This window comes from Streptococcus sp. FSL W8-0197 (genome assembly GCF_037963785.1).
GTDB lineage: Bacteria > Bacillota > Bacilli > Lactobacillales > Streptococcaceae > Streptococcus > Streptococcus oralis_CQ.
The window spans coordinates 539,507-561,162 of the sequence record NZ_CP150168.1; the positions used below are offsets into that span (position 1 = coordinate 539,507).

Below are 21,656 nucleotides of genomic sequence, written 5' to 3' on the forward strand. Positions count from 1 at the left end.
TATGAATAGAATCAAAGAATGGCTAGAGCAAGATCCCCAAAGAATGCATTTTATCAAAATTGGTCTAGTTTTGTTGGGAATCATTTTATTGATTGCTTTGCCTACTCTCTATCTTGTTTTGAGCGGAGTTGGTATTTGGTATTTTGTAAAGAAAGCACCAGATATTCGAAAAAGAAATCTAATGATCGGGATTTTCATTGTCAGTTTTGTTGCAGTTGCTCTTCAAACTCCGACAGTCACAAAGAAAATTTCATCTTCTCAGTCAGAAACTAAGCAGACTGCGACATCTACTACTTCGACAGCTTCAACCACAGATACTTCATCTAGTATAGAGGAAGCAAAACGAATCGAAGAAGAGAAAAAAGCTAAAGAAAAAGTAGAAGAAGAGAGAATTGCCAAAGAAAAAGCTGCAAAGGAGTTGCAAGAAAAAGGTGAAACCTTAGTCAAACAATTGGAAGACAGTCAAGATGCGAGTCAAGTGAAGTCTGCTAAAGAGACAGTTAATCAGATTGAAAATAATGATAAAAAGACAGAGTTGCTTGATAGAATAGGTGCAGTTGAGTCGTTAATTTCTCAAAAAGAAGAAGAAAAAAGAGCTGCGCGTGAAGCTGAAACCAAAGCTCAACAGCAAGATAGAATTGTCTATGTTGCAGACCATGGGAAATCAAAAGTTTATTGGTATAGTAAGGATAGAATGCCTTCAAAAACGAATAAAGCTAACGTTGTTGAGATGACAGAAGCAGATGCGATTGCAGCAGGAAAACGTCCATCTAAAAGAGAATAAGACAGAAAGTCATCTTTGGATGGCTTTTTGATAAGTTACTAGAAATGTAGAGGTACTTGAGATGCGTAAAAAATTACAAAGAAAAGTGACAGAAGAAAAACCAAGCTATAGTCGAGAAGAAATTCAGTGGTTGCTCGAGCATTTGGGAGATCCCTCTCCAGAAATTCGAGACGAACTTGTTTTTACGAGTTTGGCTAGAGGGATTCAAGAAGAACTGTTTTCCCTTGAACAGTTTCAGTTTGTCTCAGAAGAGGTCTCCTCTGATGAAGGTCTATACAAAGAGATTGATAGTAGAGGAGTTTCAGCTCTTAAACGTTCTTTTAGGGCGCTTATTTATGCCAATCTTTTGTCTGCAGATGGTAATGAGCACTCTCTTTTCTATAAAGGATTAAAAGATGATATAAGAAATGCTATGCTATCTCAAGGTTTGTATTATCTTAAAAAAGAAAAGGATACGTCAGGTTTTTCAAGTCAGTATGGTTGGGTTCACGCTTTTGCGCATGGAGCGGATCTCTTGACTGAAGTCGTTTGTCATCCAGATTTTCCTAAAAACAGAGATTATGAAGTATTTGATGTACTTGGTCAATTATTTAAAAGAATTCCCATTCGTTTTACAAATGATGAGGATTGGCGCTTAGCGAGAGTACTTTATGAACCCATTTTGCAAGGAAAATTAGAGCAGGAACAAGTAGCTTCTTGGATAAAAACTGTTGACTTTCCAATAGAAGAGAGGGAAGATTTTTATAAATTTTCCAACTTCAGATCATGTCTGTTGGAAGTCTATATCCAACTTGACCAGAAAAACAGTTTACAAGATGCCTTGAAAGAAGCCATTCAATTCTTTCAGTACTAAGGATAAGCGAGTCGTTTCATGATTTTCAATGAACTTTCCAGTCAATTTTCTTGAAACCCTTTCCTTCTTCTGATAGACTAATACATAGTTTGAAAAAAAGGAGACTTATCATGAAAAAATTTGTTGCTGAATTAATCGGTACATTTATGCTTGTGTTCATCGGAACAGGAGCTGTTGTTTTTGGAAATGGTGTTGAAGGTCTTGGACACCTTGGAATTGCTTTTGCCTTTGGTTTAGCAATTGTGGTTGCAGCTTTCTCAATCGGAACTGTTTCAGGTGCTCACTTGAACCCAGCTGTTTCGATCGCTATGTTTGTAAACAAACGTTTGTCATCTTCAGAACTTGTAAACTACATCCTTGGACAAGTAGTTGGAGCTTTCCTTGCGTCAGCTGCGGTATTCTTCCTCTTGTCTAACTCAGGCATGTCAACTGCTAGCCTTGGTGAAAATGCCTTGGCAAACGGTGTCACTGTCTTTGGCGGTTTCTTGTTTGAAGTCATCGCAACTTTCTTGTTTGTCCTAGTTATCATGACTGTAACATCAGCAAGCAAGGGCAATGGCGCAATCGCTGGTTTGGTGATTGGTTTGTCATTGATGGCCATGATCCTTGTGGGCTTGAACATTACTGGACTTTCAGTTAACCCAGCTCGCAGCTTGGCTCCTGCTGTCTTGGTAGGTGGCGCAGCCCTTCAACAAGTATGGATTTTCATTCTTGCCCCAATTGTTGGTGGTATTCTTGCAGCCCTTGTTGCTAAAAACTTTCTTGGAACAGAAGAATAATTAAAACTCAAAAAGCCTTGCTCCTCAGTTTGAGGAACAGGGCTTTTTCGTATGATACTCTTCGAAAATCTCTTTAAACCACGTCAGCTTCCATCTGCAACCTCAAAACAGTATTTTGAGCTGACTTCGTCAGTTCTATCCACAACCTCAAAACAGTGTTTTGAGCTGACTTCGTCAGTCTTATCTATAACCTCAAAGCAGTGCTTTGAGCAACCTACGGCTAGCTTCCTAGTTTGCTCTTTGATTTTCATTGAGTATGAGTTTAACGGTTGTCAATTTTCTCTGGATAAAGGTCGTGTTGGAAGAGACGCTGTTCTGCCAAGCCTTCATACTTGGTTCCAGGTCTACCGTAGTTGTAGTAGGGGTCGATTGAAATGCCCCCACGTGGAGTGAATTTTCCCCATACCTCTAAATAGCGAGGGTCTAGCAAGTTGACCAAGTCTTTCCCTATGGTGTTGATACAGTTTTCGTGAAAATCCCCATGATTTCGATAGCTAAAGAGGTAGAGTTTGAGGGATTTTGACTCGACACAGAGCTTGTCAGGAATGTAGGAAATATAAATCGTCGCAAAATCTGGCTGAGCCGTAATAGGACAAAGCGAGGTAAATTCAGGACAGTTGAATTTGATAAAATAGTCATTTTCCACATGACGATTGTCAAAGGATTCGAGGACTTCTGGTTGATAGTCAAAAATGTAGTTGGTTTCTTTGTTGCCGAGAAGGCTAAGGTTTTTCATTTCTTCTTGTTGTGACATGATTTTTTCTTTCTAATCTTAAACACCACGTTGGTTGTCGTAGAGGAGAGTATGGAGTTGAGGAAGGACGCGGACATTGCCCCAGCTATCGTCAGTAGCGACGCGTTCCCAGAGTTCTTTGAGACGGTCCAGTTGGTCTTGGACAATATTACCTGTAGCCTTGGGCTCAGGATTTCCAGCTGATAAGAAGAGGACATCTGGTTGGTAGCGCTCTTGAATCCCTTTGGCAAAGGCCAAATCGTTATCGTCAAATACAGGGATTTTAAAGGTGACCTTGTCTGGATCTAGTTGGGAAACGATAAAGTCCAAGGTCTCAAAGTTGACTTCCATCTTTGATGAAGGAGGTTTAGGACTCAGAGTGACTTGGTCGATATCTTTTAACCAATTTTGCCAGCGAGAACCTTGAGTCTCAACTGCCAGAGTGACACCACGTTCTTTGAGCTTGGTGACGAGTTGAGCCATGTTAGCTGCTAAGATTGCGGGATTTCCGCCAGATAGGGTTACATAGTCGTAGGTTCCTAATTTATCCAAGGCAGCAATAACCTCGTCAGCTGTCATGCGAGTAGGCTTCTCAGAACCATCCCAAGTAAAGGCAGAGTCGCACCAGTCGCAATGGTAGTCGCAACCAGCAGTTCGGACAAACATGGTTTTCTGCCCGATAGCACGGCCTTCGCCTTGAAAGGTAGGGCCAAAAATTTCCAGAACAGGTAGTTTGAGGACACGTTCCCTAGTCATCTAACCACTCCCGTCTAAACTCTGCAAAGGCAGTCGGAGTTTCATAGAGGCGAACGTATTCCAAACGGAGACCGCGCTCGTCAGGCAACTCTTGACTCATGGTTTGGAAAATCCAGTAAACCATATTTTCAGCAGTCGTGTTCATATAAGGCAGAGTTTCATTGAGATAGCGATGATCCAAATGGGGCTCTAAGTAGTTCTTGTAGATGGCTTTGATATCTCCGAAATCGTAGGTCATGCCCCGTTCATCTAAAAATCCACTGACAGCGATTTGTAAATGATAAGTGTGGCCGTGCAGGGACTTGCATTTTCCCTCATAGTGAAAGAGGTGGTGGGCAGCATCAAAGGTAAATTCTTTTGATACCAAGGTTCTGTGAGGATTGTAGACCAGAGACTCGCCAGTTTCTTGTTTGATTTCTTTGGGTGCAAAAAACATTAGCCCTCTCCTTTCTGTGAAAGATAAACATCTAGTCCATGCTGACGTAGATGGCAGGCTGGGCAATCTCCGCAGCCACTACCGATAATCCCATTGTAGCAGGTTAAGGTCTTCTCACGAACGTAGTCAAAGGCACCAAGTTGGTCGGCTAACTCCCAAGTTTCAGCCTTGTCTAGCCACATGAGAGGTGTTTGGATAACAAAGTCGTAATCCATGGCAAGGTTGAGAGTAACATTGAGGGATTTGACAAAGACATCCCGACAATCAGGGTAGCCTGAGAAATCTGTCTCGCAGACACCTGTCACGATATCTTTAATGCCTCGTTGCTTGGCAAGAACTGCCGCAAAGGACAGAAAGAGGTGGTTGCGGCCGTCAACAAAGGTATTGGGAACCTCTCCCTCTTTTTGCTCGATCTCCAGATCAGAGGTCAAGGCATTTTCAGTGATTTGCCCCAGCAGAGACATATCTAAGATGTGATGACGAATGCCTTGTTCCTTAGCGATTTCTTGGGCAACTTGAATTTCGAGATGATGGCGTTGGCCGTAAGCAAAGGTGACAGCTTCGACTGTTTCATAGTGTTCTTTAGCCCAAAAGAGGCAGGTTGTGGAATCTTGACCGCCACTAAAGACGACCAAGGCTGATTGACGTTTCATAGTACTCCTTCCAAAATGGGAAATGTTCAGAGCACGCAAAAAGCTCCCATGAGGGAGCTAAAAAATACCAAGTAGAGGTTTTTTTTAGCGATGGCATGTCCCAAACATCGTAATATTCTACCTACAGTCTAGCATATTTTTTGAAAAATGGCAAAGGGCAAGAAAAAAGAGACCAATAAAGTACTTGGTCTCTCGTGTGATTAGCTCAATTCAGCAACGATAGCCTTGATTTGTTCTGCAGTGTGAACACCAGCAACTTGTTTTACCACTTGGCCGTCTTTTTTGAAGAGAAGGGTTGGGATAGACATGATTCCAAAAGCACGAGCTGTGTTTGGATTTTCATCTACGTCCATTTTAACGATTTTCAAGACATCTTCTGAAAGTTCTTCAGACAATTTGTCCAAGATTGGACCTTGCATACGACATGGACCACACCAAGCTGCCCAGAAGTCTACCAAGACCAAACCGTCTTTTGTTTCTTGTTCGAATGTTGCATCTGTAATTGCTTTTGCCATTGTATTTCTCCTTTTTAGTTATATTGGCTTAAATCTTGTTTCATGAGATAGAAGAAGACATCTCCATAAGTCCCATGGTAGTCCAAATCATGACCGTTGTAAGTTAATTTTTGGACTGGGTAGTAGTCTGCGAGGCCGATAAGGCAAGCTTGTTGTGAACGATCAAAGTCGTCATAAGATTCGAACGTTATAGTTCTTTCGTTCTTGCTGGCATCTAGATAGGTAATTTCAATCATTTTAAAAACTCCTTTGTTTAATGATGACTTTATTTTACTCCTTGTAAAAGAGAATGTCAAGAAAAATGATTGCGCACGCAACTTTTTTCTAAAATCATCTTAAATCAAGAAATCCAAACCTGTTTCCAAGCTTTCTTCGACAGCCTTCTGTAGAGAGGCCAGTGTCTTTTGCCCATCACTTGTCAGGCAGATAAAGCTAGAACGTCTATCTTGATCACAACACATGCGACTAAGTAGACCGCAATTTTTGGCTTCCAAGCGAGCCACCATCCGAGAAACAGCGCTCGGGCTGAGATGAAGTTTATCTGGCAGGTCAATCTGGCGTAGAGATTTTTCTTGGGCCAAGTCCAGATAGTAGAGCAGGTAAAACTCTTTCAAGGTCAGACTTTGGTCACTCTGCTGGGCAATGGTCTCTTCTAAGAGACCTTCGATTTCTTTCTGACGCCGATTGAAGTCAAACCATTTTTCCAAATAGGTCATTGCTTTCTCCTTTCTTTTAAAAGTAAAAATCACAAAGTCATTACTGATTATCTTTGTAACACAAGATGATTGCGCATGCAATGATTATACTACTTTTAACTAATCCTTGCAAGAGAGAAGAATTTCAATATTTCCTTGAAATTTTCTGAAAAAAGAGTAAACTGGTATGCAAGAAGTCTATTTCGTGGAGTTTAGGATGAAATTATATGTTCAATTAATGATTCTCTTTGTGATTTCTCTTATCGGTGAGGGAATCTCCAGTTTCTTTCATCTGCCCATCCCAGGCAGTATTATCGGCTTGATTATTCTCTTTCTAGCCCTACAGTTCAAGTGGCTGAGAACCAGACATGTCAATATGGTCGGGAATTTCTTGCTGGCCAACATGACTATTCTCTTTTTGCCACCAGCAGTGGGTATCATGGAAAAGTTTGATGTGATTGCCCCTTATCTCTTGCCCATCGTCTTGATTGTCTTTTTTGCGGCTGTCATCAACATTATCCTTATTGCCCTAGTGGTTCAGTTTATCAAGAGACGATTTGAGGGAGATTATGAGAAAGGAGATGCCAAATGAGCGAATTTGTTTCCAATCCTCTGTTTGGGCTTGCGCTGTCTATTCTAGCTTATCTAGTGGGGATGTTGATTTACAGACGTTTTCCCCATCCATTGACAACGCCCCTGCTTTTGTCAGCTATTTTTATCATTATTTTCCTTAAGGCGACGGGTATTTCTTATCAAGATTATTACCAAGGTGGGGTTTATCTGAACAACTTGATTGTCCCATCGACCGTGGCTCTAGGGATTCCGCTTTATAAGAGTTTTCACCTGATGAAGCACCATGCTCGGAGTATTCTCTTTGGTAGTCTGTTAGCAGTAGTTGTCAATACTAGCTTCACTGCCATAGTAGCAAAAATATTTGGTATGGACTTTTTCCTAGCCATTTCTCTCTTTCCCAAGTCAGTGACAACCGCCATGGCGGTGGGAATCACAGAAAAATTGCAAGGTTTGACGACTGTGACCTTGGTCGTCGTAGTGGCGACTGGGATCTTGACCAGTGTTATCGGTCCAACCCTTTTGAAGTGGTTGAAGATTGACGATCCAGTGGCTGTCGGACTCTCCCTTGGAGGGACAGGTCATGCTGTCGGAACGGGTACGGCCTTTCGATATGGTTCTGTAGCAGGAGCCATGGGTGGCTTGGCTATCGGTGTCACCGGTATTCTCTACGTCTTTGTCAGTCCCATCGTAGCCAGTTTGATATTGAGTTAATACTCTTCGAAAATCAAATTCAAACCGCGTCAACGTCGCCTTGCCGTACTCAAGTACAGCCTGCGGCTAGTTTCCTAGTTTGCTCTTTGATTTTCATTGAGTATAAAAAGCAAGGAAGCAGACTTCCTTGCTTTTTCCAATTTTACTTTGTAGAGATTTATTTTTCTTTGCTTAAATGAATGACTTGGTCGTAGCGTTTTAAGTCTTCTTCTGTGTAGTGGTGAATGACTTCAATCACCGTCTGAGGTAGGGAGAAGAGGAGGTCGCTAATCTTTCTGCTATTCTCTAAGTCAAGGTTGGCCTTAATCTCATCAGCCAAGATGAGTTGACTGTCGTGATAGAGCGCGCGAGCAATTTCTAAACGTTGTTTTTCGCCACCGGATAGACTTTCATTGCTGAGAGTTCGATTTTTCAAATGTTCTAAACCAGTTGTCTTGAGGATATGATTCAGCCTTTCTCGTTTTTTAGTCATTCCTAGAAGGATATTGTCTTCCAGAGACAGTGTATCAAAGTAATGGCTATCTTGGAGGATATAGGAGCTAACGCTCGTGATTTCTTGACGTGAAAGGCTTTTGCCAGCAAATGCAATCCGTCCACTGGTCGGAGCCACCTCTCCATGAATGATATTGAGTAAGGTCGTTTTTCCAGAGCCACTTTCTCCGATAATGGCTATTTTTTCTCCTTGCTTGATGTGCATGGAAAGAGGGGATAAAAGAACCTGTCCCTCTTTTTCTAGAGAGATATTCTCTAGTTGGATGGGATAAATGTTTTGGAAGGTTCTAGCAGAAATGGGGCGAGAATTGGTCAAAAGTACTTGGTACTTTTCACAGAGGTATTGAGTTGCTTTTCGGGTGTTAGTAAAGTAGGCTAATTCTTGGAATTGATAGCCAATATTGTGGGAAACGAGATAAATGGCTACAAAACTAGCTGCGTTTAAATAACCATAATAGGTCATAAAACCGCCGATGACGATAGGGGCAACGGAGCAAAAGGCATCGATGCTATTGATAAAGAGACTGTTTAGGGTACGTTGTTTCTCATATCTTATTTCCGCATCCAGACTAGCCTGTAACTGATTTTGGTAGCGAGCAAAAAAGAAGTCCTGTCCCTGATAATGACGAATCTGCTGGTTTCCCTTGATAAAGTTTGTGAGGCTAGTTAGGTAGCTTTGATTGATTTTTGACCGCTCTTCAGAAAGTGAGTCTAAGCGTTTTGAACCGATAGCACTGCAAAGGACGGGAAAGGAGTAGAAGAGAATAAAAATCAAGCCTAGGTAAAAATTAGTCCACAGGGCATAGAGGATGGAGACGGTTGTGAAACCAAGAGAAGAAATAATGATAACGGTCGGCTCAATATAGCTTTTTTCTAACTGGCTGACGTCGTTTTCTAAATCAGACAAAATATCCTTTTCAGCAATATCATAACTGCTGAGGAATCGCTTGAAAATAGCGCTTTTAATTCCATATTTGAAATCAGTAATCAAACGAGCGTAGTAATAGCGTTTTCCAGCTAGCCCCAGTAAGAGGATGAGGTTTCCAAGAATCCCCAAAATCAAAACTTTCCAAAGAAGTTCCAGTTCTTGATTGGTAAAACTAGCAACGATACTCTGAATGAGCGCTGGCGTAATAATCGCTTCCAGCCATGTGATTGCAATCGAAAAGAAGTAAAGTGTTAAGTGTTTCTTTGTGACATAGGTTCTTAGCATAAAGAGTAGACCTCCTAATCAATATACAGTAATCAGTCTTAAAGTTATTATACTCCTTTTTATCCACATTTTCATACAAAATATCTAAAAGAAAAGATCTAGCGATTCAGAGTCGCTAGACCTTTAACTTATTGCAAGTTAACCTTGTTTTTCAAGATGTAGTAGGTTCCGAGGTAATAGATCGTCGCTAGAACGAGATCACGAAGGATTTCTACTCCAATCATCGTATGAAAGTCGTTTTCGATTCGTAAGAAGAAGGTGATATAACCAATAACGATGGCAATGACGATATAGGCTAAAATTCCCATAGCTGTTCGATATTCGTTAAAGAGTTGTCCGATAGAGATGGAGAGGTAAATGGATAAAATCCATGTGATTGACCCGACAAATAGTGATAGGGCATACAGCCAGCCGTAGCTGAGATAAGGGGAAATGAAGTTATAGAGGGCAGTGAAGTCTTTTTCAATTGGTGTTAAGAAGATGATAATCAATATACTTAAGATAAAGACGATATAGCTTAAGATGGACCAGACAAGACCACCTAAAAGTTTTGCGATGATGATTTGGTGCTCAGAGACAGGCAAGGTCAAGGTCAAGTAACCTTGGCGGTCATAAACACTCCCCTTGAATCTTCGGATGATTAAAAAGATTGTTGCAATCCAAAGAGTGACGCTAAGTCCTCCAAAGACTAGTACTAAAAAGAAGATGAAATAAGCAGCATTGTTAGGATTGTAACTCTGGCTAAGACTGCTAATAAAAGCTCCAATCAAAACTGAAATTGCAAGCACAGCACCGTAGAGTGCCAGATACCATTTATTGACATTTTTAAATTCATAACGAACTAGATTCCAAAACATAATAATCTCCTTTGCTTAGGCTTTAAATTCCTGGCGGAAGAGTTGGTCAATTGATTCACCTGACTCGTAACGAATATCATCAACATTTCCTTGGCGGACGACTTTTCCGTCTTTGAGGAAGATGATCTCATCCAAGATTGGCTCAATATCTGAAATCAAGTGGGTTGAAATCAGTACCGTAGAGGTTGGTGAGTAGTTATTGATGATGGTATTGAGGATATAATCACGGGCCGCCGGATCCACACCTCCGATTGGTTCGTCCAGAACGTAGAGGCGGGCTTCACGGCTCATAACTAGGATGAGTTGGACCTTTTCCTTGTTCCCTTTTGATAGTTTCTTGAGGCGACTGTTTTCATCAATACCGAGATCGGCTAAAAGGTGTTGGGCTTTTTCGAGATTGAAATCCTGGTAGAAGGTTTTAAAATAGGTTATAGCATCCTTAACCTTCATCTCTTCATTGAGGTAGGTTGTATCTGGTAGGTAGGAGACGATCGCCTTGGTAGCAGGACTTGGATCCTGTCCGTTAATGAGGACACGTCCTTTATTTGGTTGAAGGAGACCATTGATCAGTTTGATCAAGGTTGTTTTTCCGGATCCGTTTGGTCCAAGGAGCCCGACAATCTTTCCGGCTGAGATCTCTAGTGAGATATTGTCAAGTGCCGCGGTTGCTCCATATGATTTTGTTACATTTTCAAGTGCTAGTAGTGTCATAGTCTTAAACTCCTTTAATATAGTCGCTTAATACATTTGGCAGTTCTTCTTTTTTGTAGCCAAATTGAAGCATGCAAGAGACGAATTGTTGCAGTTGCTCCTCGGAAAGTTGTTTTCGGGACTGACGGATGAGGTCCAAATCCTCGGTGACAAAACGACCAGTTGTCCGCTTGCTGTATACAAATCCTTCACGCTCGAGGTCAGACAAGGCGCGCTGAATGGTATTGGGATTAACCCCAGCCTCACTCGCCAAATCTCTCACGGTTGGGAGCTGTTGGTTAGGTTCCAGTTCATGGGAAACAATCTGTAATTTGATTTTTTCCATAATCTGTAAATAAATCGGTTTTGTATTATCAAATGACCAGGACATCATAGTCTCCTTTCTTTGTCTTCGTTGTTCTAATCAAATAATACAATAAAACAAAAAACTTGTCAAGTAAAAATAAGAATTGTTTTGGGAATTGCTCAAAAAATGGTATAATGAAAAGAAAACGACAAGGAGGGAAATGCATGCGTTGTCCAAAATGTGGGGCTACCAAGTCTAGTGTTGTTGATAGTCGACAAGCCGAAGAAGGAAATACCATCCGTCGAAGACGTGAGTGCGACGAGTGTCAGCATCGTTTTACAACCTATGAACGAGTAGAAGAAAGAACGCTGGTTGTCGTCAAAAAAGACGGTACGCGAGAACAGTTCTCGAGAGATAAAATCTTTAATGGGATTATTCGCTCAGCACAGAAACGTCCTGTTTCGAGTGATGAAATCGGCATGGTGGTCAATCGCATCGAGCAAAAACTCCGTAGTCGCAGTGAGAATGAGATCCAAAGTGAATATATTGGGTCTTTAGTCATGGAAGAATTGGCAGAGCTTGATGAGATTACCTATGTTCGTTTTGCCAGTGTATACCGTAGCTTTAAGGATGTGAGTGAGTTGGAGAGTCTGCTCCAGCAGATCACCCAGTCCTCAAAAAAGAAAAAGGAAAAATAGATGAAACCAAATGACCGTTTTTCTTTTCTAAAGAATAATCGGGTGTCGCAAGATACCTCTTCTCTGGTACAGTGCTACCTCCCGATTATCGGTCAGGAGGCACTGAGCCTCTATCTATATGCTATTACTTTCTGGGATGGTGGACAAAAGGAGCACCTCTTTTCCCATATCCTCAACCACTTAAACTTTGGCATGCCGACCTTGCTCCAATCCCTCAAAATCTTATCTGCTTTGGATTTGTTGACCCTTTATCAGAAGGGGGAAACTTATGAATTGCAGCTTCAGTCTCCCCTCTCCAGTCAGGATTTTCTAAGTCATTCAGTCTACAGCAGATTATTAGAGAAAAAGATTGGGGATGTAGCTGTTTCTGCTATGAAGCAAGCTCCAAGTGAGGGAGAAGCACTCTCGGTTTCCTTGAGTCAAGTCTTTCCAACCCTGACTGAAGAAGTGACCCCAAGCGAGTCTAAAAGCAAGTTAAAAAATGATTTTGATTTGGAACATTTCCAGCACCTGATGGCTCGAGATGGCTTGCGTTTTGAAGACGAGCAGGCGGATGTTTTAGAATTATTTGCCATCGCAGATGAAAAAAAATGGACCTGGTTTGAAACCTATCAATTAGCCAAGGCGACAGCGGTGGCTCAGGTTATTTCAGTCAAACGCATGCGTGAAAAGCTTGCGCAAAAGCAGGTTCCTTCTGACTTTAGCCCCAAAGAAATGACCATTATCAGGGAAGCCAAAAATAAAACTCCTCTACAATTTTTAGCGGAAATCAAGCAAACACGTAAGGGAAACATCACCCAGAGTGAGCGAGAACTCCTTCACCAGATGGCGTCTTTAGGTTTGTTGGATGAAGTCATCAATATCGTCTTGCTTCTAACCTTTAACAAGGTTGATTCGGCCAATGTCAATGAAAAATATGCTATGAAAGTCGCAAACGACTATGCCTATCGCAAGATTCGGACAGCAGAGGAAGCCGTGCTTCGGATTCGAGAACACCAGCAAAAAGGGCAAGAAGACCAAAAATCGAAAACGAACTCGACTAAGACAAATGTTCCCAAGTGGAGTAATCCAGAATATAAAAATCAAACCAGTGAGGAAACTCGTCTGGAACTAGAACGCAAAAAACAAGAAATGTTAGCCCGATTAGAAGAAGGAGGAGACTAGATGGAAAGTGTGGGTGACGTTATCAAACGTCAGACAAGTCGTTTTCAGTATCAGGACCTAGTCCAGCAGATTATGAAAGACCCAGATGTGGCGGCTTTTATCCAGAAAGAATCCCTCAGTCAAGAGGAGTTAAATCGTAGCATCTCCAAGTTCAATCAATATATCACAGAACGGGACAAGTTTCTTCGAGGGGATGCGGACTATATAGCGCGTGGCTACAAGCCCATCTTGGTTATGAATCACGGATATGCGGATGTGTCTTATGAAGAAACACCAGAACTAATCGCGGCAGAAAAAGAGGCTGCAATTAAGAATCGTCTTAAGTTGATCAATCTACCAGCAAGTCTCAAGAAAGCGAAGTTGGCTCAGATTGACCTGGATGATCTAGGACGGTTGCCGATTTTTGAGAGACTCTATTCCTTTGTTGACCTTTACCCAAGCATCCGAAAGGGCCTCTATCTTTACGGAGATTTTGGTGTTGGTAAGAGTTTTATGATGGCCGCATTAGCTCATGACTTATCTGAAAAACGTGGGGCATCAACGACTATTCTCCATTATCCAAGTTTTGTCATTGATGTGAAAAATGCCATCGGTGAAGGATCTGTGAAGACCTTGGTGGATGACATCAAGTTAGCAGAAGTCTTGGTCTTGGATGATATTGGTGCAGAGCAGTCGACTCCTTGGGTACGTGATGAGATTCTCCAAGTCATTCTTCAGTACCGCATGCAGGAAGATTTGCCGACCTTCTTTACTTCCAACTTTAATTTCCAAGATTTGGAAAAACATTTTGCCAAAGGAAAGAATGGAAATGACGAGACTTGGGAAGCTAGACGGGTCATGGAACGAATTCGTTATTTGGCTGAGGAAACGAGACTAGAAGGAGAAAATCGCCGATGACAGAAACCATTAAACTGATGAAAGCTCATACTTCAGTTCGTCGCTTTAAGGAGCAAGAGATTCCTCAGGCAGACTTGGAAGAGATTTTGACTGCTGGACAAATGGCGTCATCTTGGAAAAATTTCCAATCCTACTCTGTGATTCTTGTACGCAGCCAAGAGAAGAAAGATGCCTTATATGAATTGGTTCCTCAGGAAGCCATTCGCCAGTCTGCAGCCTTTTTGCTCTTTGTTGGTGACTTAAACCGAGCGGAAAAGGGAGCAAGCCTTCATACGGACAGTTTCCAACCTCAAGGAGTGGAAGGTCTCCTCATCACGTCTGTGGACGCTGCGCTTGCTGGGCAAAATACCTTGCTTGCGGCTGAGAGTCTGGGATATGGTGGTGTGATTATCGGTTTGGTCCGTTACAAGTCGGAAGAAGTGGCAGAGCTTTTTAATTTGCCTGACTATACCTACCCCGTTTTTGGGATTGCCCTCGGTGTGCCAAATCAACAACATGAGGTCAAACCAAGACTGCCTTTGAACCAAGTGGTATTTGAAGAAGAATACCAAGAACAGCCAGTAGCGGCGATTTTGGACTATGACAAAGTACAGGCAGACTATGCTGGTGCGCGTGCGACGACCTCTTGGAGTCAACGTTTGGCAGAGCAGTTTGGTCAAGCCGAACCTAGTTCAACTCGGAAGAATCTAGAACAGAAAAAGTTATTGTAGAAAGTGAGAAAACATGGCCTTACCAACTATTGCCATTGTGGGACGTCCCAATGTTGGGAAATCAACCCTATTTAATCGGATCGCTGGTGAGCGGATCTCAATCGTAGAAGATGTCGAGGGTGTGACACGTGACCGTATCTATGCAACGGGTGAGTGGCTCAATCGTTCCTTTAGTATGATTGATACGGGAGGGATTGACGATGTCGATGCTCCCTTCATGGAACAAATCAAGCACCAGGCAGAAATCGCTATGGAAGAAGCTGATGTCATCGTCTTTGTAGTTTCTGGGAAAGAAGGGATTACAGATGCGGATGAATACGTAGCCCGTAAACTCTATAAAACCCATAAACCTGTTATCCTTGCCGTTAACAAGGTTGACAACCCAGAAATGCGAAATGATATTTTTGATTTCTATGCGCTAGGTTTGGGTGAACCGTTGCCAATTTCGTCTGTTCACGGTATTGGTACGGGTGATGTGCTGGATGCCATCGTGGATAATCTACCACATGAAGTCGAAGAAGAAAATCCAGATGTCATTAAATTTAGCTTGATTGGCCGTCCTAACGTTGGAAAATCAAGTTTGATCAACGCTATTTTGGGAGAAGACCGCGTGATTGCTAGTCCAGTAGCTGGAACAACGCGTGATGCCATTGATACCCATTTTACAGATACGGATGGTCAAGAGTTTACCATGATTGATACAGCTGGTATGCGTAAGTCTGGTAAAGTTTATGAAAATACGGAGAAATATTCTGTCATGCGTGCCATGCGTGCCATTGACCGTTCTGACGTGGTCTTGATGGTCCTCAATGCCGAAGAAGGTATCCGTGAGTACGACAAACGTATCGCAGGTTTTGCCCATGAAGCCGGTAAAGGGATGATCATCGTGGTCAATAAGTGGGATACTCTTGAGAAAGACAACCACACCATGAAAAAATGGGAAGAGGATATCCGTGAGCAGTTCCAATATCTGCCTTACGTACCGATTGTCTTTGTATCAGCTTTGACCAAGCAACGTCTCCATAAACTGCCTGAGATGATCAAGCAAATTAGCGAGAGTCAAAACACTCGGATTCCATCAGCAGTCTTGAACGATGTGATTATGGATGCCATTGCCATCAATCCAACACCGACAGACAAAGGGAAACGCCTCAAGATTTTCTACGCAACCCAAGTGGCAACCAAGCCACCAACCTTTGTCATCTTTGTCAACGAAGAAGAACTCATGCACTTCTCTTACCTGCGTTTCTTGGAAAATCAAATCCGCAAGGCCTTTGTCTTTGAAGGAACCCCGATTCATTTGATCGCGAGAAAACGCAAGTAAGCCTTGCATATTTTCCAATAAGAATAACTTAAAAGAAGACTAGTATGTCTTCTTTTTTCTATAAAATAGGTGAAAAAAATCCTGTCCAATCGAAGGGAAAATCTGTCATCAAAATTCAATCATTCTCCTAGCTTTTGTAACCTATTTGTAATGAAAATGCACTTTCTTTGTAAAAATCAAAATGCTATAATTCCTTAAATCAATTTTCCTTTATCAGGGAGGTTATTATGAAAAAAAGCAGATTATTTAAACATAGTTTGTTGGTTCGCTTGCTTGGATTGTTGATGGTCTTTCTCTTCTTGTCAGCATTCACAGCACCTGAAAAACCTGAGTACGGGATCTATGACCCGGATCATTATTTAACGGATGAGACTATAAGTCAGATACGAGAATTGAATAATGTCAATAGTAAAAAATCAGAAAAATTCCAAATGGGAGTTTATGTTGTAAAAAGCCTAGATGGAGAAACAATTGAAACAGTCGCCAATGAAACAGCTAGAGCTTGGAAGATTGGCTACTCGGGAGACAATTACGGTGCCTTGATTGTGGTCGCTGTTGAGGATAGAAAATCACGGATTGAAACAAGCAATAATGTGGCAAGTAAGATCACAGACTATCAGACCAATAGATTTTTGAAAACAGCACGGCCTTACTTTCAAAAGGGAGACTACAGCAATGGAGTTCTTTCTATAGCAAACAATCTCAACTACATGTTTTATAGTGGATCGAGTACGACTGCTTCAAGTTCTAGAAGTAGTTACGACTATGCTACTAATTCTAGTCGTCTAAGAGAAATTGAAAAGTATACCGCTGGGAGTCAATCTTCGAAACGGCATCGAAAAAGTAGCTTCGATGACGGAGCCCTCGGATTTGTAGTTCTGATTTACTTCATCGTCATGATTATAGGATTTCTATTTGGTGGTCGTGGTGGCGGTTCACGTGGAGATGATTCTGGCGGTGGCTGGTGGGGCGGTGACTCATCAGACTCAGGTTCCTCTTGGTCTGATTCGGGCTCCGACTCATCTGGAGGCTGGGACGGCGGTGGCTTTGATGGCGGTGGTTCGTCTGATGACTGGTGAGTGATCATATATTGCTCAAACCGATTTCTCCATACAGTAAGGTGACTCCTTTGCAACAGTTCACTCCTTAATTAAAAATAAAAACAAAGTTTGGGAAATTGATTTAAAATCTGAGTATTTTCTCAGAAAAGTTGATAAAAGAAAGTGTTAAGGTTTTGATATGAAACAAAATAAAGTAATTCTCTCAATAGTGGCTATTTTCTTTGGACTACTAGTTCTGGGAAGTTGTTCCGCAGTGACGACCTATAATGGTCTAGTTGGTGAACAGACTAAAGTGGAGCAGGCTCAGGCCGATGTCTCGACAGCCCTCCAACGTCGTTCGGACTTGATTGGTAACTTGGTGGAGTCCGTTAAAGGACAAATGAATCATGAAACCGAAGTCTTTACCAAGATTGCGGATGCTAGAGCTAAAATCGGTAGTAGCTCAGTAACTTCGGAAGAAAACCAAAAGGCTCAGGGAGAGTTGAGCTCTGCTCTTTCCCGCTTGATTTCCTTGACGGAGAATTATCCAGAACTCAAGAGCAATCAAAATGTTGAGCAACTAATGGTCGAACTTTCAGGCAGTGAAAATCGTATCTTTGTAGCACGCAAGGATTATAATAAAGTCGCAGCCGAGTACAATCAAAAGTTGAGAAGTTTTCCAACTGTGCTTTTTGCGAATATGATGAACTTTAAAGAAGCTGAAACCTTTAAAGAAACAGAAGAAGCCAAGACAGTTCCTAAGGTCGATTTTGGAACATCTTCATCAAGTCAATAAAGTGGATCAGCCTATGAATAAAGGAATTTCTCTAGTATGACTAGTGATTTCAAACTCAAACCTGGAAAGTCTTTTCCAGGTTTTTTTGGTATAATAAAAGGGAAGAGACAGTGACTGAAATGGAGGTTTGCTATGGAGAAAACAAAAGCCTTTCTTGAAGCGCACTACAAGAGATATATCTTTACGATTTGCCTTCTCTGGTTCCTCATGTTTTTCCTTCCTTGGGATTGGTATATAGGAGGAGTTTCAATTTATTATTTCGTTATGAAAAAACTCTTTGTGGTTTTTGGAGTTTTATCCATCCTATACTCCGTGCTGATTAAAAAAATCAGTCTCCTCATCTTTGGCATCATCTTTTGCTTGGCCTTCTGGATCAATCTCTTTTGGTATTTTGGGATATTGCCTATATTCTTGGGAAATTAAACATTAACAAATGAAGGACTAGACTAGCTTCTAGTCCTTTTTTCTTCCTTATTGAAATAGTTGGAGATATAAAAATAATTTTGTTGACGGGCTGTCTGTATGATATAATAAGTCCCGTAAAAAGAAGATTAAGGGATTTGAAAAATGGCTAAAAAAGTAAAAGATTATTATGACTTGGCTTATGCTATGGATTTGAGTCGACGGTTGCAAGAAGCATCCGTTGCCTTTGATGGACAAAAGTTTAGGCTGTTGCTAGAAAAAGACTTGGAAAATTTGGAGTTTAGCCAGCGTCAAGAACTCTTGGCTAAAAGTATCAAAGATTGTCTTCCCCTATCTTATCAGGACTCTCTCAAGGTTTTTGAGAAAATTTTGGGTCCTGAGTTAGAGGGTGGTTTAGGTATGTTCTCAGAAGGATATTGGCTTTGGCCAATCGGAAAATATGTAGAGCTATTTGGGGACAAGGAATTTGAATTGAGCACGGCCTTTAGTAAGGAACTAACCAAGCGATTTACTGGAGAATTTTCTATGAGACCTTTGCTGGCTCGCTATCCTAAGGCTACAATGACTTTGCTATTAGAATGGAGTCGGGATGAAAATTTGCGTGTTCGTAGACTTGCCAGCGAATGCATGCGTATCCGTCTGCCTTGGGCTAAGAGACAAACCGTCGTATTGGATTATTTTGAGGATTTCACCACTATTCTGACCAATCTAAAAGATGATAGAGACAAGTCTATTCAAAAAAGTGTAGCCAATAATCTAAATGATTTGTACAAGGAAGCCCCCGATAAGTTTGAAAGGATTCTTCAAACTTGGCAGAAAGGGGAGCTAAGTCCAAGTTGTGCTTGGATTATCAAGCATGCATCTCGAACAAAAAACAAAAAAAGAGCCACAGAAGATTTATGCAAAAAAAGCTGAATTTCAGCTGGCCTTTTCCGTTGTAAATTAAGGATTCTTTCTTGAAAAATAATGGTAAATATGCTAAAATTAAAAGAACATTCTAAAATATTCAGAATAAAAAGTAAGGAAAATCATGGCTAATATTTTAAAAACGATTATTGAAAATGATAAAGGAGAACTTCGTCGTCTGGAAAAGATGGCTGATAAGGTTCTTAACTATGAGAGCCAAATGGCTGCAATGTCAGACGAAGAACTAAAAGCGAAAACTGACGAATTTAAAGAACGATACAACAAGGGTGAATCACTTGATTCATTGCTATATGAGGCTTTTGCAGTAGTTCGTGAAGCTGCAAAACGTGTCCTTGGACTCTTCCCTTATAAGGTTCAGGTCATGGGTGGGATTGTTCTTCACCATGGTGACGTTCCAGAGATGCGTACGGGTGAAGGGAAGACCTTGACAGCGACTATGCCAGTGTACCTCAATGCCCTTGCAGGTAAAGGGGTTCACGTAGTTACAGTCAACGAATACCTAACAGAACGTGACGCGACTGAAATGGGTGAATTGTACTCATGGCTCGGTCTGTCAGTAGGGATTAACTTGGCAGCTAAATCTCCAATGGAGAAAAAAGAGGCTTACCTTTGTGATATTACCTACTCAACCAACTCAGAGATTGGTTTCGACTACCTTCGTGATAACATGGTCGTTCGTGCAGAAAACATGGTGCAACGTCCACTCAATTATGCTTTGGTCGATGAGGTTGACTCAATTTTGATCGACGAAGCTCGTACACCATTGATCGTTTCAGGCGCCAATGCAGTTGAAACAAGCCAACTCTACCATATGGCGGACCACTTCGTGAAATCTTTGGACAAGGACGACTATATCATTGACGTTCAGTCTAAGACGATCGGTTTGTCAGACTCTGGTATTGACAAGGCAGAAAGCTACTTCAAACTAGAAAATCTCTACGACATTGAAAATGTAGCTCTTACTCACTTTATTGACAATGCCCTCCGTGCCAACTATATCATGATTCTCGATATCGACTATGTGGTTAGTGAAGAGCAGGAAATCTTGATTGTCGACCAATTTACAGGTCGTACTATGGAAGGTCGTCGTTACTCTGATGGTTTGCACCAAGCGATTGAAGCAAAAGAAGGTGTGCCAATCCAAGATGAGACCAAGACATCAGCTTCTATTACCTACCAAAACCTCTTCCGTATGTATAAGAAATTGGCAGGTATGACAGGTACTGGTAAAACAGAAGAAGAAGAATTCCGCGAAATTTACAACATTCGTGTTATTCCAATCCCAACTAACCGTCCAATTCAACGTATCGACCACTCAGACCTTCTCTATGCAAGTCTTGATGCGAAATTTAAGGCTGTAGTTGAAGATGTAAAAGCTCGTTACCAAAAAGGTCAGCCGGTCTTGGTAGGTACAGTTGCCGTTGAAACGAGCGACTTCCTTTCTAAGAAATTGGTAGCAGCAGGTGTTCCTCACGAAGTCTTGAATGCGAAGAACCACTACAGAGAAGCGCAAATCATCATGAACGCTGGTCAACGTGGCGCGGTTACTATCGCAACCAACATGGCCGGTCGTGGTACCGACATCAAGCTTGGTGAAGGGGTTCGTGAACTTGGTGGACTTTGTGTTATCGGTACAGAGCGTCACGAAAGTCGCCGTATTGATAATCAGCTTCGTGGACGTTCAGGACGTCAAGGAGACCCGGGTGAGTCACAATTCTACTTGTCTCTTGAAGATGATTTGATGAAACGTTTCGGTTCAGAACGTTTGAAAGGTGTCTTTGAACGTCTCAACATGTCTGACGAAGCCATCGAATCTCGCATGTTAACGCGTCAAGTTGAAGCAGCTCAAAAACGTGTCGAAGGAAATAACTATGACACTCGTAAACAAGTCCTTCAATACGACGACGTTATGCGAGAACAACGTGAGATCATCTATGCACAACGTTATGATGTCATTACTGCAGATCGTGACTTGGCACCAGAAATCCATGCTATGATTCGTCGTACCATTGGACGTATTGTGGATGCACATGCACGTTCTAAGGAAGATGAAAAATTGGAAGCAATCTTGAACTTTGCTAAGTATAACTTGCTTCCAGAAGATTCAATTAGCCGTTCAGATCTTGCAGGTCTGTCAGACCAAGCTATCAAAGATGAACTTTTCCAACGTGCCTTGAAAGTCTATGACAGCCAAGTTGCTAAGCTTCGTGACGAAGATGCAGTGAAAGAATTCCAAAAAGTCTTGATTCTACGTGTTGTAGACAACAAGTGGACAGACCATATCGATGCTCTTGACCAGTTGCGAAATGCTGTTGGTCTTCGTGGATATGCTCAAAACAACCCAGTTGTAGAATATCAAGCAGAAGGTTTCCGCATGTTTAACGACATGATTGGATCGATTGAATTCGATGTGACCCGCTTGATGATGAAAGCACAAATCCATGAACAAGAACGTCCGCAAACTAAACACAATATCAGTACAACTGCGACTCGTAATATCGCAGCGCAGCAGGCAAGTCTTCCAGAAGATTTGGACTTGAGCCAAATCGGACGAAACGACCAATGCCCATGTGGATCAGGCAAGAAATTCAAGAACTGTCATGGTAAGAGACAATAATATGAGATAAGAT

At 41.7% G+C, this 21,656-nt stretch carries 26 protein-coding genes; 15 read left to right on the plus strand and 11 right to left on the minus strand.

Annotated features, from left to right (window positions below; translation table 11 throughout):
* The first annotated feature begins 1 nt into the window (after position 1).
* The 3 genes from NYE79_RS02890 (at position 2) to NYE79_RS02900 (ending at position 2,416) form a co-directional block, all read left to right on the plus strand.
* On the plus strand, positions 2-784 hold the full coding sequence (locus NYE79_RS02890; RefSeq protein WP_216728739.1) for a deoxyribonuclease: 783 nt from the start codon (positions 2-4) through the stop codon (positions 782-784).
* A 61-nt stretch (positions 785-845) separates the two neighbouring features.
* A complete protein-coding gene (locus NYE79_RS02895) occupies positions 846-1,637 on the plus strand; it encodes a DUF2785 domain-containing protein (protein ID WP_216728738.1) in 792 nt (263 codons plus the stop codon).
* A gap of 110 nt (positions 1,638-1,747) precedes the next feature.
* Positions 1,748-2,416, plus strand: coding sequence for an aquaporin (locus tag NYE79_RS02900; protein WP_216728737.1), 669 nt, complete (start codon positions 1,748-1,750; stop codon positions 2,414-2,416).
* Positions 2,417-2,678: 262 nt separating this feature from the next.
* Here the strand turns inward: NYE79_RS02900 and queF are convergent, their stop codons facing one another.
* From queF to NYE79_RS02935, 7 genes are all read right to left on the minus strand, one after another.
* Positions 2,679-3,170: a preQ(1) synthase gene (queF, locus tag NYE79_RS02905; RefSeq protein ID WP_000082582.1), complete on the minus strand. Its 492-nt coding sequence runs from the start codon at positions 3,168-3,170 to the stop codon at positions 2,679-2,681.
* 18 nt (positions 3,171-3,188) lie between these two features.
* Complete coding sequence (queE, locus tag NYE79_RS02910; protein ID WP_000196471.1) at positions 3,189-3,905, minus strand: 7-carboxy-7-deazaguanine synthase QueE; 717 nt, start codon at positions 3,903-3,905, stop codon at positions 3,189-3,191.
* Positions 3,898-4,341 (minus strand): 6-carboxytetrahydropterin synthase QueD, encoded by a 444-nt coding sequence (gene queD, locus NYE79_RS02915; RefSeq protein WP_000464575.1) that lies wholly within the window; start codon positions 4,339-4,341, stop codon positions 3,898-3,900. Before queD ends, queE begins: the two co-directional genes overlap by 8 nt.
* Positions 4,341-4,994 (minus strand): 7-cyano-7-deazaguanine synthase QueC, encoded by a 654-nt coding sequence (gene queC / locus NYE79_RS02920; protein ID WP_000828763.1) that lies wholly within the window; start codon positions 4,992-4,994, stop codon positions 4,341-4,343. The genes queD and queC overlap by 1 nt, the downstream gene beginning before the upstream one ends.
* 200 nt (positions 4,995-5,194) lie before the next feature.
* Positions 5,195-5,509, minus strand: a complete 315-nt coding sequence (gene trxA, locus NYE79_RS02925; RefSeq protein WP_001029576.1) for a thioredoxin — start codon at positions 5,507-5,509, stop codon at positions 5,195-5,197.
* 14 nt (positions 5,510-5,523) lie between these two features.
* Positions 5,524-5,745 (minus strand): DUF4649 family protein, encoded by a 222-nt coding sequence (locus NYE79_RS02930; RefSeq protein ID WP_000570247.1) that lies wholly within the window; start codon positions 5,743-5,745, stop codon positions 5,524-5,526.
* Positions 5,746-5,844: 99 nt separating this feature from the next.
* Positions 5,845-6,225: a MarR family transcriptional regulator gene (locus NYE79_RS02935; protein WP_084917404.1), complete on the minus strand. Its 381-nt coding sequence runs from the start codon at positions 6,223-6,225 to the stop codon at positions 5,845-5,847.
* A 196-nt stretch (positions 6,226-6,421) separates the two neighbouring features.
* Here NYE79_RS02935 and NYE79_RS02940 point away from each other — a divergent pair, with 196 nt between their 5' ends.
* A complete protein-coding gene (locus NYE79_RS02940) occupies positions 6,422-6,796 on the plus strand; it encodes a CidA/LrgA family protein (RefSeq protein ID WP_000781325.1) in 375 nt (124 codons plus the stop codon).
* A complete protein-coding gene (locus tag NYE79_RS02945; RefSeq protein WP_033630102.1) occupies positions 6,793-7,488 on the plus strand; it encodes an LrgB family protein in 696 nt (231 codons plus the stop codon). Before NYE79_RS02940 ends, NYE79_RS02945 begins: the two co-directional genes overlap by 4 nt.
* 157 nt (positions 7,489-7,645) lie before the next feature.
* Here NYE79_RS02945 and NYE79_RS02950 read toward each other — a convergent pair whose 3' ends face one another.
* From NYE79_RS02950 to NYE79_RS02965, 4 genes are all read right to left on the minus strand, one after another.
* On the minus strand, positions 7,646-9,193 hold the full coding sequence (locus NYE79_RS02950) for an ATP-binding cassette domain-containing protein (RefSeq protein WP_216728734.1): 1,548 nt from the start codon (positions 9,191-9,193) through the stop codon (positions 7,646-7,648).
* A 128-nt stretch (positions 9,194-9,321) separates the two neighbouring features.
* A complete protein-coding gene (locus tag NYE79_RS02955; protein ID WP_169446421.1) occupies positions 9,322-10,050 on the minus strand; it encodes a hypothetical protein in 729 nt (242 codons plus the stop codon).
* Positions 10,051-10,065: 15 nt separating this feature from the next.
* Positions 10,066-10,761 carry an ABC transporter ATP-binding protein gene (locus tag NYE79_RS02960; RefSeq protein ID WP_169446420.1) on the minus strand — a complete coding sequence of 232 codons (696 nt, stop codon included), beginning with the start codon at positions 10,759-10,761 and terminating at the stop codon, positions 10,066-10,068.
* A 4-nt stretch (positions 10,762-10,765) separates the two neighbouring features.
* Positions 10,766-11,131, minus strand: coding sequence for a GntR family transcriptional regulator (locus NYE79_RS02965; protein ID WP_169446418.1), 366 nt, complete (start codon positions 11,129-11,131; stop codon positions 10,766-10,768).
* Between the two features lie 140 nt (positions 11,132-11,271).
* Between NYE79_RS02965 and nrdR the strand changes: the two genes are divergently transcribed.
* The 10 genes from nrdR to secA all read left to right on the plus strand — a co-directional run bounded on the left by nrdR (position 11,272) and on the right by secA (position 21,643).
* Positions 11,272-11,745, plus strand: a complete 474-nt coding sequence (nrdR, locus tag NYE79_RS02970) for a transcriptional regulator NrdR (RefSeq protein WP_001203676.1) — start codon at positions 11,272-11,274, stop codon at positions 11,743-11,745.
* Positions 11,746-12,909 (plus strand): DnaD domain protein, encoded by a 1,164-nt coding sequence (locus NYE79_RS02975; RefSeq protein ID WP_169446417.1) that lies wholly within the window; start codon positions 11,746-11,748, stop codon positions 12,907-12,909.
* The gene (dnaI, locus tag NYE79_RS02980; RefSeq protein WP_007521157.1) at positions 12,910-13,806 is read left to right on the plus strand and encodes a primosomal protein DnaI; all 897 of its coding nucleotides are present in this window, start codon (positions 12,910-12,912) and stop codon (positions 13,804-13,806) included. It begins immediately after the preceding gene.
* Positions 13,803-14,516, plus strand: a complete 714-nt coding sequence (locus NYE79_RS02985) for an NADPH-dependent oxidoreductase (RefSeq protein ID WP_169446414.1) — start codon at positions 13,803-13,805, stop codon at positions 14,514-14,516. The genes dnaI and NYE79_RS02985 overlap by 4 nt, the downstream gene beginning before the upstream one ends.
* Positions 14,517-14,529: 13 nt before the next feature.
* The gene (gene der, locus NYE79_RS02990; protein ID WP_216728733.1) at positions 14,530-15,840 is read left to right on the plus strand and encodes a ribosome biogenesis GTPase Der; all 1,311 of its coding nucleotides are present in this window, start codon (positions 14,530-14,532) and stop codon (positions 15,838-15,840) included.
* 227 nt (positions 15,841-16,067) lie between these two features.
* Positions 16,068-16,919, plus strand: a complete 852-nt coding sequence (locus tag NYE79_RS02995; protein WP_216728732.1) for a TPM domain-containing protein — start codon at positions 16,068-16,070, stop codon at positions 16,917-16,919.
* A gap of 160 nt (positions 16,920-17,079) precedes the next feature.
* Complete coding sequence (locus tag NYE79_RS03000) at positions 17,080-17,676, plus strand: LemA family protein (protein ID WP_000812473.1); 597 nt, start codon at positions 17,080-17,082, stop codon at positions 17,674-17,676.
* 132 nt (positions 17,677-17,808) lie between these two features.
* Entirely contained in the window at positions 17,809-18,099 is a 291-nt protein-coding gene (locus NYE79_RS03005) for a hypothetical protein (RefSeq protein ID WP_216728731.1), read from the plus strand.
* A 144-nt stretch (positions 18,100-18,243) separates the two neighbouring features.
* Positions 18,244-19,014 (plus strand): DNA alkylation repair protein, encoded by a 771-nt coding sequence (locus tag NYE79_RS03010; RefSeq protein ID WP_049520431.1) that lies wholly within the window; start codon positions 18,244-18,246, stop codon positions 19,012-19,014.
* A 115-nt stretch (positions 19,015-19,129) separates the two neighbouring features.
* Entirely contained in the window at positions 19,130-21,643 is a 2,514-nt protein-coding gene (secA, locus tag NYE79_RS03015) for a preprotein translocase subunit SecA (protein ID WP_216728730.1), read from the plus strand.
* The last annotated feature ends 13 nt before the right edge of the window (positions 21,644-21,656 follow it).